This is a genomic window from Nocardiopsis nanhaiensis, from assembly GCF_054778635.1.
In genome coordinates, this window is the sequence record NZ_BAAGZJ010000016.1 from 43,519 (window position 1) to 56,624 (window position 13,106).

Annotated in this window: 12 protein-coding genes; 5 read left to right on the forward strand and 7 right to left on the reverse strand. The window is 70.5% G+C overall.

The window, feature by feature from the left end; all coding sequences use genetic code 11:
- The first annotated feature begins 55 nt into the window (after positions 1-55).
- Positions 56-1,183 (forward strand): CdaR family transcriptional regulator, encoded by a 1,128-nt coding sequence (locus ACYVD1_RS10285; protein WP_460770658.1) that lies wholly within the window; start codon positions 56-58, stop codon positions 1,181-1,183.
- 64 nt (positions 1,184-1,247) lie between these two features.
- Entirely contained in the window at positions 1,248-2,429 is a 1,182-nt protein-coding gene (locus ACYVD1_RS10290) for a glycerate kinase (RefSeq protein ID WP_460770660.1), read from the forward strand.
- Between the two features lie 34 nt (positions 2,430-2,463).
- On the opposite strand, the gene ACYVD1_RS10295 is transcribed toward ACYVD1_RS10290, so the two are convergent.
- From ACYVD1_RS10295 to ACYVD1_RS10305, 3 genes are all read right to left on the reverse strand, one after another.
- Positions 2,464-3,462, reverse strand: coding sequence for a permease prefix domain 1-containing protein (locus ACYVD1_RS10295; protein ID WP_460770663.1), 999 nt, complete (start codon positions 3,460-3,462; stop codon positions 2,464-2,466).
- Complete coding sequence (locus ACYVD1_RS10300) at positions 3,455-3,799, reverse strand: PadR family transcriptional regulator (protein ID WP_460747873.1); 345 nt, start codon at positions 3,797-3,799, stop codon at positions 3,455-3,457. The genes ACYVD1_RS10295 and ACYVD1_RS10300 overlap by 8 nt, the downstream gene beginning before the upstream one ends.
- A gap of 117 nt (positions 3,800-3,916) precedes the next feature.
- Positions 3,917-4,912: a phosphotriesterase family protein gene (locus ACYVD1_RS10305; protein WP_460770665.1), complete on the reverse strand. Its 996-nt coding sequence runs from the start codon at positions 4,910-4,912 to the stop codon at positions 3,917-3,919.
- A gap of 173 nt (positions 4,913-5,085) precedes the next feature.
- On the opposite strand from ACYVD1_RS10305, the gene ACYVD1_RS10310 reads away from it, so the two are divergent.
- A complete protein-coding gene (locus ACYVD1_RS10310; protein WP_460770667.1) occupies positions 5,086-6,309 on the forward strand; it encodes a DUF418 domain-containing protein in 1,224 nt (407 codons plus the stop codon).
- Between the two features lie 71 nt (positions 6,310-6,380).
- Entirely contained in the window at positions 6,381-7,136 is a 756-nt protein-coding gene (locus ACYVD1_RS10315; RefSeq protein WP_460770669.1) for a TetR/AcrR family transcriptional regulator, read from the forward strand.
- A 748-nt stretch (positions 7,137-7,884) separates the two neighbouring features.
- On the opposite strand, the gene ACYVD1_RS10320 is transcribed toward ACYVD1_RS10315, so the two are convergent.
- The 4 genes from ACYVD1_RS10320 to ACYVD1_RS10335 all read right to left on the reverse strand — a co-directional run bounded on the left by ACYVD1_RS10320 (position 7,885) and on the right by ACYVD1_RS10335 (position 11,494).
- The gene (locus ACYVD1_RS10320; protein WP_460770671.1) at positions 7,885-9,222 is read right to left on the reverse strand and encodes an HNH endonuclease signature motif containing protein; all 1,338 of its coding nucleotides are present in this window, start codon (positions 9,220-9,222) and stop codon (positions 7,885-7,887) included.
- A 769-nt stretch (positions 9,223-9,991) separates the two neighbouring features.
- On the reverse strand, positions 9,992-10,504 hold the full coding sequence (locus ACYVD1_RS10325) for an SRPBCC family protein (RefSeq protein ID WP_460770673.1): 513 nt from the start codon (positions 10,502-10,504) through the stop codon (positions 9,992-9,994).
- Entirely contained in the window at positions 10,501-10,797 is a 297-nt protein-coding gene (locus tag ACYVD1_RS10330; RefSeq protein WP_460770675.1) for an ArsR/SmtB family transcription factor, read from the reverse strand. The genes ACYVD1_RS10325 and ACYVD1_RS10330 overlap by 4 nt, the downstream gene beginning before the upstream one ends.
- 94 nt (positions 10,798-10,891) lie before the next feature.
- Positions 10,892-11,494 (reverse strand): TetR/AcrR family transcriptional regulator, encoded by a 603-nt coding sequence (locus ACYVD1_RS10335; protein ID WP_460770677.1) that lies wholly within the window; start codon positions 11,492-11,494, stop codon positions 10,892-10,894.
- A gap of 212 nt (positions 11,495-11,706) precedes the next feature.
- On the opposite strand from ACYVD1_RS10335, the gene ACYVD1_RS10340 reads away from it, so the two are divergent.
- Positions 11,707-13,086, forward strand: coding sequence for an amidohydrolase family protein (locus ACYVD1_RS10340; protein ID WP_460770680.1), 1,380 nt, complete (start codon positions 11,707-11,709; stop codon positions 13,084-13,086).
- The last annotated feature ends 20 nt before the right edge of the window (positions 13,087-13,106 follow it).

Genomic DNA, 13,106 nt, shown 5'->3' on the forward strand with positions numbered 1-13,106 from the left:
ACAACTCTGGTCCGGTGGACAGGAGGACCCAGGCACGGGTCACTACTCTGTCGGTATGCCCGACGACCGGCCCAGGACCCCTCTGAGCAGTGAACTCGCCCAGCGCGTGGTCGACCTCATCGCCCCGACGATCAGCCACAACATCAACGTGATGGACGAGCACGGCACCATCATCGCCTGCCTCGACCCCGCCCGGGTGGGCAGCCTGCACCGAGGGGCGCAGCGGGTGATCGCCGAGCGCCGAAGCGTGCTCGTGACCGCCCCCGGCCCCGGCACCGCCGACCGGCCCGGCGCGAACGAGCCGCTGATGCTCGACGGGGAGCTGCGCGGGGTCGTCGGGGTCACCGGCGACCCCCGTGAGGTGGAGTCGCTGGCCAGGGTCGTCGCCCTCACCGTCCAGCTCCTCATCACCCAGGAGCACGCGCAGGACGCGGCCGGTCGTCGGCACACCGAGGCACGGGACCTGGTCGCGGCGCTGAGTTCGGGTACGACCCGCCCGGACGACGCACGGTCCCGCCTGACCGCGGCCGGGCTGCCGCCACCGTGGTCCCTGGCGCTGTGGACGGCGGGCGCACCCCGCCAGGACGCCGGAGCGGCCCCTCCCCCGCTGGCCGAGACGGCCGCGGCACGGATCAACGGCGACCCCGGGCGGCGGGCCGCCGTACTCCACGGTGCACTCTGGCTCATCGCCTCGGGCAAGGCCCCGTCGGCCGACTCGTTGGGGCTGCCCGCCGAGAGCCGCCACACCAGCACCCCGGTGACCGACGACGTCGGTGTCCTGCTCGCCTACGCCGAGGAGTCGCGGGCGCTCTGCCACTACGCCGGCCTGCTCCCGCCGCTCGACTCGGCGGAACCGTGGTCGCGGGAGACCGCCGTCGCCGTGGCGCACCTGCCCCACCGCACGCTCACGCGCCTGGCCGGCCGGGTCTCCTCCTTCAGCGAGGCACAACGGCGGACCGTCTCCGCCGTGGCCGCCACCGGCTCGATGCAGGCCGCGGCCGACACCGTGTTCGTCCACCGGAACACCCTCCTCCAGCGGGTCGACCGGATCAGGGCCGACACCGGCCTGGACATCCGCCGCCCCGACCACCTGGCCTCGCTCCGCATGGCGCTCTACGCCCTCGCCGCCCTGGGTCCCGAACCGGTCACCACACTGGGCACTTCGCACATACCCCAGAGCTGAAACCGCAGGAAGTCTGGGCGCTCCACCGTCGATTCGCACCCGCGAGACTCCTAGGATCTCGGACATGTCCAACGAGTTTCACGCGCATGACGAGTCCGCCGCCGTCCGGGTCGCGGTGGTCCCGGACTCGTTCAAGGGGAGTGCGTCCGCCGTAGAGGTCGCGGAGGCCATGGCGGACGGGGCCCGAGAAGCGTTCAGCGGCCGCGGCACCCCCGTGTCCGTCCGCACCCTGCCCTTCGCGGACGGGGGCGAGGGCACCCTCGACGCGCTGCTCGGCTCCTGGGGCACCACCGCGCTCTCGGTGGACACCACCGACGCCCTCGGCCGACCGACAAGCGCCCGGTTCGGGGTCTCCCCCGACGGCAGAACCGGCGTGGTCGAGGCCGCCGAGGCCAACGGCCTGCCCGACGTCGCCGACGTGCCGCTCCAGCCGCGCGCCGCGACCAGCCGAGGGGTCGGACGCGTCGTGCGGGAACTGCTGGACACGGGGGTCGAGGAGATCCTCCTGTGCATCGGGGGGTCGGCCTCCACGGACGGCGGAACCGGCATGCTGAGCGCGCTCGGGGCGCGCTTCCTCGACTCCGGCGGGGCCGAGCTCCCCGACGGGGGCGGGGACCTCAACGACCTGGCCGCCCTCGACACCACCGCGCTCGACCCGCGCGCCCGCGCCGTTCGGTGGCGCGTCGCCTGCGACGTCACCAACCCGCTGGTGGGTGACACGGGCGCGGCCGCGGTCTTCGGCCCCCAGAAAGGCGCGACCCCCGAGGACGTGCGCGTCCTCGACACCGGACTGGCCCGGCTCGCCGACGTCCTGGCCGAGACGACCGGGGACGACGTCCGTAACCTTCCCGGGGCGGGCGCGGCGGGCGGCATTCCGGCGACGCTGACCACCCTCCTCGGTGCGCAGCTCGTCCCGGGCTCGCGCTTGGTCGCCGAGGTCCTCGACGCCGAAGAGCTGCTCTCCTGGGCCGACCTGGTCCTCACCGGTGAGGGGCGCTTCGACAGCCAGTCCCTCGGCGGCAAGGTCGTCGACGCCGTGCGCCGGTTCACCCCCGCGCACGTGCCCGTCGTGGTGATCGCTGGCAGCGTGTCCGTCACCCAGGAGGAGCTCCGCCGCTCCGGGATCACCGCGGCGTTCTCGATCGCCCAGGGCCCTCGGACCCTGGAACAGATGCGGGAGGAGGCGGCGTCCGACATCACGTGGACGGCGTTCAACTGCTGCCGGCTCCTCCACGTCCACCCGTGACCCGTCTCGCGCGGGTCCGTCCGGTTCGCCGGAGTCAGGGCCGGGTGCTGGCCCGGCGGGTGGCGGCCTGACGGGTGTTCCGCAGGCAGTCGACGATCTCCCAGACGGCGATGAGGAGCACCGCGGCCGCGATGAGGGAGGTCGGGACCGTCCAGTCGGCGGCAACACCGAACACCGCACCGAACCGCTCTGGGAGATCGGGGACGATCAGCTGGTCCTGGAGCAGCAGCCACACGGCCACGAGCGCCCACGTGGCGTTGGCGAGCACGTAGCCCACCGCGAGCGGCGGGGTCCACCGGCCGGCCCGCCAGACCGCGACGGCCAGGGCGATCTCGGCGACAAGCGCGCCGATCAACAGTGCCACCCAGGTCAGGGCGAGGTCGGGGTTGAGTATCTGGACCTGCATGGTCGGGTCCGTGACACCGGCGAACTGCCAGATCAGGAGGGCGATCACCAGGGCGACGAAGAGCACGTAGGCGATGGTCCCCGGCAGGCGGACCTGGCGCCACGGGGTCCCGGCGGGCAGCTGGTCGGTGCGCCACGGGGCCAACGGCTCGCCGCGTGCGTGGGCGGGGCGCGCCCGGTCGATGAGCGCGAAGGCGAGGGTCACCCAGAAGCAGACGTGCACCGTGACCGCGATGACGGCGCCCACCATCTCGAGGGCGATGTCGCCGAAGCCCTCGGCGCCGACCGCGAACCGGTCCACGAACACCAGGGCCAGGGCGAGCGGCACCAGGACGGCCAGGAGCACCTTCAGCAGTCGGACGTAACCGGGGTACACGGCCGGGCCGATCAGGTACCCGGGCACCTCTCCGTACTCGCGGGCGAGGGCGTCCGGGTCACCGAGTTCGGTGAGTGCCTCCTCCTCGGCCCGGTCGGGGTCGGCCCCGGCCCCGACCTTGGCTTCGATCGTGTCGTGGATGGATCCGCGCAGTTCACGCGCCACGTCCGGGCCGGTTTCCGGCCCCAGGTGACGTGTGACGGCCCAGACGTAGCGGTCGGTCAGAGCGGGTTCGGCGGCCCGGTCACCCATGGGTATCCCCTTCCGTGAGGGCACGGATCGCGCCGTCGAGCGCGTCCCACTCCCCCGTCAGTCTGTCGAGCAGTTCCTCACCGTCGGGGCTGACCAGGTAGAACTTGCGCGGCCGCGCCTCTTCGGTGTTCCACTCGCTGGTCAGCAGGCCCTGCTTCTCCAGGCGCCGCAGGAGTGGGTAGAGCGTGTTGCCGTCCACCGAGAACCCGGCCTTTTCCAGGGTCTCGAGCAGCGCGTAGCCGTAGCGCGGACGTCCCAGGGTGGCCAGGCAGGCCAGCACCACAGTGCCGCGCCGCAGTTCCTGGAGGTGTCCGGCCAGACGCTCGTCTTCCTTCATGAGTCGCACGATAGTGTGCCTCACACACTAACGTCAATGACACACCTCTTATCGGGCACGACAGACGCGCGCGCTGCGGCCCGTCCGGGCCGCAGCGCGCGGGGGATCGACTGAGGGTCAGGCGGCGGGGAGGGCACCCTCGAAGAAGGCCCTCGGAGTGTCCACGAGCATCGCCCGGACCTGCTCCTCCGTCACACCGCGCTCGCGGACGTGCGGCAGGACCTCCTCACCCAGGTGCAGGTAGTTCCACTGGGGCAGGAACGCCATCACGTTCGGATCGATCCAGTCGTTGTAGCAGGCCGCGTCCTGGGAGAGCACCATCCGCTCCGCGTAGCCGCGGCGGCACATCTCGACGAGCGTGTCCGCGCGGGCCTCGAAGGTCGTGTCGAAGTTGAGGCCGAAGCGGTCCATGCCCAGGACGAACCCGGCGTCGGCGAGGTCGGCGAGATGGTCGTAGTCGGTGGTGTCACCGCTGTGGCCGAGGACGATCCGGCCCGGGGCCACACCCTCCTCGTCGCACATCACCCGCTGCACCAGCGGGCCCGTCTTGGCGCCCGGGTGGGTGTGCACGGTGACGGGGACGCCGGTCTCGTGGTGGGCGCGGGCGACGGCGCGCATCACCCGCTCGACGCCCGGGGTCAGCCCTTCCTCGTCGATCGCGCACTTGAGCATGCCCGCACGGATCCCGGTCCCGGCGATCCCCTCGGTGATGTCGGCGACGAACATGTCCACCATGGGGTCGGGGACCTCCGTGCCTAGAGCCTCGTTGAGGGCCGGACCCCGGTATCTGAAGTAGCGCGGGACGCTGTCGTAGGTGTAGATCCCGGTCGCCGCCACGATGTTGAGCTCGGGTACCTGGTCGGCGATCCGCCGGATGCGCGGAATGTACCGGCCGAGCCCGATGACCGTGGGATCGACGACCGTCCGGACCCCCTGCCCGGCGAGTGCGCGCAGGCGTGCGACCGCGTCCGCCACCCGCTCGTCCTCGTCGCCCCATTCCCCAGGGAAGTCCTGCTGGATGTCCGGGGTGAGGACGAAGACGTGTTCGTGCATGTAGGTCCGACCGAGGTCTGCGCTGTCGACCTCGCCTCGAACGGTGCTGACAGTGGCCATCTGAGCGACTCCTCCGCTACGGCGTGTTCGGCGGGCGGACGCTACCACGCGTGTGATCTGAGGCACACAAAGGGGTCGGAGGGACAGCCTGCGGACGGGATGCCCCCTTGAAGGACCCCGGCACCTCACCTACAATTCTGAACAGTGTTCAAAGATAGGTTGGAGGTCCGCACATGCAGGGCGAACGACTGTTGGCACCCGACTTCGCCAGGGGAGGGATGCTGCTGCTGATCCTGCTGTCCAACACGGCCTTCTTCCTGTACGCCGGGGATTACACGGGCTCCATGGACTACCCGGATCCGACCTCGGCCGCCGACAGCGTCACGCAGTTCCTCATGCTCGCCCTACTGGACGTACGCGTGTACCCGCTCTTCGCCTTCCTCGTCGGCTACGGGATCGTCCAGACCCTCAGCCGACGGATGGCCGGCGGCGCCAGCCAGGAGGAGGCCGCGGCGACCATCCGCAGCCGCAACCGGTGGCTGTTCGTCTTCGGTTTCGTGCACGCCGCCCTACTGCTGGGCACCGAGGTCCTGGCCGCCTACGGGCTCATCGGCCTGTTCCTGTGCGCCTTGTTCCTGTACGGAAGCGAGCGACGGCTGCGGAGGGGCATCCTCACCGGAGTCGGCCTACTCGCCCTAGGCTTCGTCATCGCCGCCGCGGCGCTGGTCGCGATCCTCGTGATCGCCCCGGCCGGGGCTCCCCCAGTGGCGGTGGAGGGCGACCGCAGCTGGGCCAGCGGATCCGGAGAGGACAACTATCTCGCCTCCGTTGTGATGCGCCTGGTCAGCTGGTTCGCCCTGCTCTTCGTCAACGGTCTCGGACTGGTCCTCCCCGTCGCCATCCTGATCGGCATGTGGGCCGCGAGGCACCGGATCATCGAGGAGTCCGGGCGGCACCGGAAGCTCGTACTCGGCGTCGCCGTCGGCGGGACAGCCCTGGGGCTGGCCGGCGCACTCCCCAAGGCGCTCAAGCACGTGGGCGCGTTCGACCCGGCCCCGTACTACGGGCTCACCGACATGGCGATGAGCGTGATGGCCTGGACCACCGGCCTCGTCGGCGGACTGGGGTACGCGGCGCTGTTCGTGCTCGCCGCCGAGCGCCTGACCCGCCGGGCGCGCCCGCCGGTGGTGATCACCTCGGTGGCCGCCCTGGGCAAGCGCTCCCTGAGCGGCTACATCAGCCACTCGATCGTCATGGCCCCGGTGCTCTCCCTGTGGGGTCTGGGGCTCGGCGGTCACTTGACCAGCGCCACCATGGCCCTGTTCGCCGTGGGCCTCTGGCTGGTCACCGTCGTGGTCGCCGCCCTCATGGAGCGGCGCGGCGTACGCGGCCCCTTCGAAGTGCTCCTGCGGCGGCTCAGCTCGCGGCGCCCCCGCCGGGTCCACTCGGGGCTGTAGACGGACAGCCGGGCCTGTGGGCCGACAGCCCGTACAAGAGCGGCGGTCCAGGGGGACGTTAGTTTGGAGCAATGCCAACCACACCCGAGCCAGCGGCCGAGAACCCGCCCGGCGGAGGGTCCCGCGGCCGACGGCGCGCACCGGGGCCCCGGCGGCGCCTGTCCCGGGAGCTGATCGTCGAGACCGCCGTCGAGATGATCAAGGCCGAAGGGCTGAGCGCCCTGTCCATGCGCAAGCTCGCGGACCGGCTCGGGGTCGCCCCCGGCACCCTGTACACCTACGTCGACAACCGCACCGCTCTGGAGACCCTGGTCCTGGAGACGGTGATCGCCCAGGACGGCCTCCCGCACGAACTGCCCGGCACGTGGTGGCAGAAGCTGGAGGCCTGGGCGCGATCCGACTGGGCGGGCTTCCGGGAGAACCCGTGGGTGCTGGAGCTGAGGCAGTCCCAGCACGACTTCGGCCCGGCCTCGGTCAGGTGGTTGGACTCCGCGCTGCGGATCTTCGAAGGCACCGGCCTGCCCGAGCAGGTCAAGCTGGACATGATCGACACCCTGGACTCCTACGTGCGCGGGGCGGCCACCCTCGACGTCCAGTCGGCCGAACGCTCCTCCGCCCCCGCGGGCGACCTGGCCGACGAGTCCATGGCGGCCTACCTGGCCGCTCCCGCTCTCCGGAAGGCCGTGGAATCCGGTGCGGCGCCGTTCAGTGCGAGCCGGTTCGATTTCGGGCTGCGCTGCCTGCTCTCGGGTTTCCGGGCGATGGTCGAAGAGCAGAAGCCCGAGGAGCAGGAAGCCGAGGGGAACGAGGAGAGCCAGGAGTCCTGAACCGCGGCCCCGGTGGCCTTTCCGGCCGCAGAGCCTGCTGACAAAGGGTGTTGGGCTCCCATGCTCTTGCTCCCATGCTCTTGGAGTGTGTCCCTTACCGCGCGGGTGCAGGTTTCCGCGCGGGGGTGATGGTGGTTCCGGGTTTCCCCGTTTCCTGCCGCTTGATGGTGGCCGTCTCCGCTGCGCGCCTCAAGGTCGTCGCCATCGAGCGCTTCGCGCGTCAGTGGCGCTCCACCTTGACCCGCTTCGCTGCGACGGCGGGTGGGCGGCTATCAGGAAACGGGGGACGTGTGGTCGGGGAGGCGATGGGCCCCTTCGGGGCCCGAAGGGCCCTACGGCACAAGCACGGCCTGGCGGCCGTCACTGGCCACTCCGCCGGAGCGTTGACGCCTGGCGGTGTCGCGGCCGGTCATGCTCTGCTGCGAACCCCTCGGCCTGGGGGCCGATGCCTGCCCCTGCGCCGGAGCGGAACGGTTGGGGGTGTCGCGGCTGGTCATGGTGTGTGGCGAACCCCGGTCGGCGAGTGGGGGCTGGTGTCTGGGGGCGGCCGGTGCCGGGGCGTGGGTGAGGCCCCCTGTTGGAGGCAAAAACAGGGGTGAGTGTGCTTCTAGGGCGAGGTCTCACCCCCCGGCACCCGGGGTGGCGAGGGTTCGGGGCCGGGACCGGCACCCCGAAGGCGGGGTGGGGTCTGGGCACGCGGGGATAGCGGCCCGGCGCAAGCGGGTGGAGGCTTGTAGGGGGTGGACGATTACAGGGTTGGTGCTGGGGCTGGGTCCCCATCCGGGTCCGGGTCCGTGGCCCCACCTCGGTTTCCGGTGCGGCCTCGGTTGCGGCCCGACCACATCCGGCGGTCCTGGCGCACCGCCCACCGGTGCTTGACCTGGTTATGGGTCGCGCACAGCGGCTGAATATTTGCGGCACTGGTGGTGCCGCCCTGCCAGAACTCCACGATGTGATCAGCCTGCGTCCACGGCAGGGGGACATCGCACCCGTACTGCCAGGCGCAGCTGGTGTGGCCGTGGAAAGCCGCCGCCCGGATCTTGGGCGGAGCCAACCGGCACGAGCGGCCCACGTCCAGGACCTGGCCGCTCTTCTGCTCCACCACCAGACGGCGCACCCAGCTCTGACCGATCAACTCACGCACCACCGAGATCGGCACGACCTGCCCGGTGTCGGTGGTGGCCGGACCGGAGTCTTCGGCTTCCTCGTTGCCGGCCAGGGACGTGGCGGGCACGGTGATGTTGATCAGCGCCGTGGCGGTGGTGGGGGTCTCGCATCCCTGGTGGGACTGGGCGAACCCCAGGGCGGCCATGAGGGCGTCGTAGGTGCGCTCGTACTTGGACAGCCCGTCCTCGGGGAGGAAGGGCACCTGGTGGTTGTCCAACGCGACCTGGACCTTCAGGGCATCAGCGGGTGAGCCCCACATCTGGAGGAGGAAGGTGCGGTCGAAGGTGGTGACCAATTGGGCACCCCGAGCCGCGTGGGCGGCCTCGTGGTCCTTCTCCACCCGGTTGGGGTTGAGCCCCAGGCACAGCTGGTGGGCGAAGCGAGTGATCTGACCCACCGACATGTTCGGGCGCGACTCCTTGAAGTCCAGGATCCCGCACTCCATTTGCGCGCGGAACAGCTCCGCATCGGGGTGGTCACCCTTCACCCTTTTCTCCACCCCCGCCTCGCAGCCCTTGATGACGGCGGCGGCCTCACCCACCGACAGAACCCCGGAGTGCAACGCCTCCAGGGTGGGGGCCATTTCCTGGCGGAACTGGGCCCGCCCGATCAGGGCCAGGTCGTTGGCCTGGGCGGTGGGAATGCCGAAGGCGTGGCGCAGCCAGTCGTGCAGGCTCTTCTGCCCGCCCTGCTCCAACAGCTGCCCGGTGGCCTCCAGCTGCGCCAACCGGGCGGCCATGGACACTTTGATCTGGTCGAGGTGTTCCCACACCCGGGTGGCCTGGTCCAGCACCTCACCCGCCGCCCCCAGGGGCACATCCCGGTTAAAGAAGGAGGTGGTCTCGTCCCGAGCAGCGACCACCGCGGCGTCCACCGGGGTGTGCCCGGTGGGGGTGGGTGCTTCAGGAGAGATCGCCATTCTTCTATTGTAAGCGAAAAGCCCAGAGAAAGGAAGTGTTGCCTTCGGTGACTTCGGAACTGATTTCGCTCGACAGGCCGAACGTTGCCCTTTTCGGGTGCCCTTTTCCCGCCCGGGATGGCCTTTATTTCCCCACTCGCCTTGATGTTTGTCCGCACCTGGAATTCCTGGTCACTAATAGGGGATGATCTTGCCTCTGTCTCCACTCTCGACGGTCGAGGGTGGAGACAGGAGCAAGATCATCGGGGAAAGGCACCCGAAAGGGGTTCGCCGCACACATTGACCGGCCACGACACCAGCAACCGTTCAGCGCCAGCGGAGTGGCCCACCGGCCGAAGGCCGGGGCAGTTCGCAGCAGAGCATGACCGGCCGCGACACCCGACCCGTCAACCCTCCGGCGCAGGGACAGGCATCGGCCCCCAGGCCGACCGGGGTTACCCGGCCGAAGGCCGGGACCGCGCAGACCTCAACCACCCGTCCCCCTTTCCCGATAGCCGCCAACCCGCCGTCGCAGCGAAGCGGGTCAAGGTGGAGCGCCGTTGACGCGCGAAGCGCTCGATGGCGACGACCTTGAGGCGCGCAGCGGAGACGGCCACAATCGCGCGGCGGGAAAGGAGGACACCCCAGCCGGAAAAGCAACCCCCGCCCACGAGCACCCACACTGAACCCATACCCGCGCGGAAACCCGCCCCCGCGCGGAAACCCGCCCCCGCGCGGTAAAGAGCACACCCCAGGGCAGGGGAGCCCAGCACCCTTAGTCAGCAGGCACTCAGTCCTCTGCGGTGCCGGAGGCCGCGTAGAGCTCCGCGACCTCAGCTGCGGCGTGCCAAGCGTCGTCGGTGGGCTTGCCGTCGGCCGCGAGCGCCAGGGCGTCGAGCATCACGTGCCAGCCGGTGGCGAAGTCGGCGGCGGGCTCGGGGAGGAGCTCGGTGTGCACGAGCGTGAGCCGGGTTCCCCCGGGCACACCTTCCAGGGTCCAGCGGACGGCCGAGTCCGGCACGCCCTCCCAGCACCAGCTGTGCACGAGAACGCCCTGCTCCCCCGGCGGCCGGACCTCACTGACCACGCCGGTGGCGGCACCCTCTTCGCCGAAGTCGAAGCTGACCGCGCCGCCGACCCTGGGTTCGATCGCGCATCCGGGGAGCCACCGCTCCAGCTTCTCGGGCTCGGTGATCCACGCCCACACGCGCTCCGGGCGGTGCGCGAGAAGGCGTTCGAAGCGGATGCGGAAGGCCCCGTCCGGGCCGATACCGAGGGTGCCGCGAGAGTTCGGGTTCGTCATGACTCGCCTTCTTCCATGGCCTGTTCCAGGGCGTCGAGCGCCTTGTTCCACCGGCCGCGCTGGTCCTCGAGCCAGTCGCCCACCTCGTCCAGCGCGGATGTGTTGACCGAGTAGAGCCGCTGACGCCCCTCGTTGCGCACCCGCAGCACTCCGGCCTCGACGAGGACCCTCAGGTGCTGCGACACGGCGGGACGGCTGATGTCGAACCCGGCCGAGACCTCACCCGCGGAGCGCTCCCCCGAGGCCAGCATCTCGACCACGCGCCGACGGTTCGGCTCCCCGATCGCTTCCATGACATCCACGGAAACATGTAAGCAGCAACTTACGCATTTGGTCAAGGGGGCCACGCGGCGGCCCCTTGCAATGCAGGGGAGTCCGAGCCGGGCCTCAGGCCTCGGTGGCCGCCGCATCCGTCGGCACGACGGCCTCCGAAGCGACGAGTGCCCGCATGCCCTCGGCGAGCTGTTCCCCGCCCGGAACGGCATCGGAGTTCACCAGGTAGAGACTCATGGTTCCCGGGATCAGCGCGAGGAGAAACGCCCCGAGCCCCCGGTCCTGCTCGTCCGTGACGTCACCCTCCTCTATACCGAGCACCAGAGCGACGAGGGAGCGGCGTGCGGCGTGGTGGGCCGCAGCGATCTGATCACGCAGCTCCGGCTCCCGCCGCAGGGAGGCGATGGCCTCGAAGTTGGCGGCCACGATGGCGCCCATCTCGGGGTACGAGCGCACGAGCCGGTTCATGACCTCCTCGAACCTGCCCATCGGGTCGGATCGGTCGGTCGTCAGGACCCCGGCCACCCGGTCCGTCCACTCGCCAGTGGCTTCGATCATCGCCGCACTGAGCAGGGCCTCCTTGGACCCGTAGTGGTAGCCGATCGACGCCAGGTTGGCCCCGGACGCGGTCACGATGTCCCGGGCGGTGGTTCCCGCGTACCCCTTGGCGTAGAGGCACTGCTTCGCCCCTTCGAGCAACTGCTCCTTGTGTCCCATGCGTTGATTCTAGCCTCGTTCCATACAAACGTCTTGTACATTCGTCATATACATACGTATGATTACTTGAAACGGCAACGGGACAGAGCAGACACGGGCCGCCCCACCTGGAGGGCGCACCCCGCAGCAGCCGGAACCAGAGCCCGACCTCGAACCACCCCTGACCCCGGGAAGCAGCAGCGCACAACCCGTCTACGCAGCAGGGAGAAGCCATGCGGGCCTACACCCACGCCACCGTCATCGACGCCACCGGAGCACCGCCGCTTCCCGACCGCACCGTGCTGGTCGAGGACGGGACGATCACCGCCGTCGGACGCTCTTCGGAGGTCACCGTCCCCGAACACGCCGAGGTCGTCGACCTCACCGGCAGGTACCTCATCCCGGGTCTGACCGAGATGCACACCCACTCCGACAGCGACATCGACGCCCTCGTCCCCTTGCTGTACGTCCTCAACGGCGTGACCACCGTGCGGGACATGTGGGGCGACCAGACCCTGAGGGACCGGCGGCGGCGCGTCGAGGCGGGCGAACTGCTCGGGCCGCGCTCGGTGATCGCCGGGAACCTGCTCGACGGGTCCCCCTCGCTCTGGGAGGACGTCCCCGGCCCCAAACCGCCGAGAATCATCACCGACGCCCAGGAGGCGCGCAAGGCGGTCGCGGCGGAGAAGGACTCCGGCGCCGACTTCGTGAAGGTCTACTCCCGGCTCTCCCCGGAGGCCTACCACGCGGTCCTCGACGAGGCCGGCCGCCGCGACATCCCGGTGGTGGGGCACCGCTCGGACCACGTCCCCTTCACCGAACAGGTCGAGTCCGGCCAGCGGTCCTTCGAGCACGTGCACGGGCTGTGGCCCGCCCTCTCCCGCGACGCCGAAGCGATGGAGGCGGCGCTGGCGCGGATCAGGCTCGAGCCGGACCTCTACTACTCCAGCTGGTTCCGCCAGGTCAACGAGGTGGAGTGGGAGGCCGCCAACACCTACGGGCCCATGGAGGCGGCCTCCGTGTTCGAGAGGCTCGTCGCCAACGACGTCGCCTACTGCCCGACCCTCGTGATGCACCAGTACCTGGACCTGCCGGAGCGCATCCGGCTCACGGACCCGCGGCTGCGCTACCTGCCCGAAGGAACCGGGGAGACATGGGGCTACATGGCGAGCGCCCTCTACCTCGCGGGGCGGAGCGCCGACGAGGCCGCCAAGCGCCGCGTGCTGTTCGAGATGCGCCGTGAGGCCGTGGCGGCGATGGACGCCGCCGGGGTCCGCCTGATCGCCGGGACCGACGTGCAGACCTTGGGGGTCATGCCGGGATTCTCCCTGCACGACGAGCTGGAGCTGATGGTCGGCGCCGGGCTGACCCCGCTGCGCGTCCTCCAGACCGCCACCGTGGAACCTGCCCGCTTCCTCGGCCGCGAGGCCTGGTCGGGAACGGTGGAGCCGGGGAAGGTCGCGGACCTGCTGGTACTGGACGCGGACCCGCTCGCGGACATCCGCAACACCACCCGGATCCACTCCGTCGTGGTCCGCGGCCGCCACATCGGCCCCGAGGAGCGGGAGGACCTGTTCGCCGAGGCCGAGAAGCTCACCTCCGAAAGCGAGTGATCGGGGCGACCCGGAGGTGG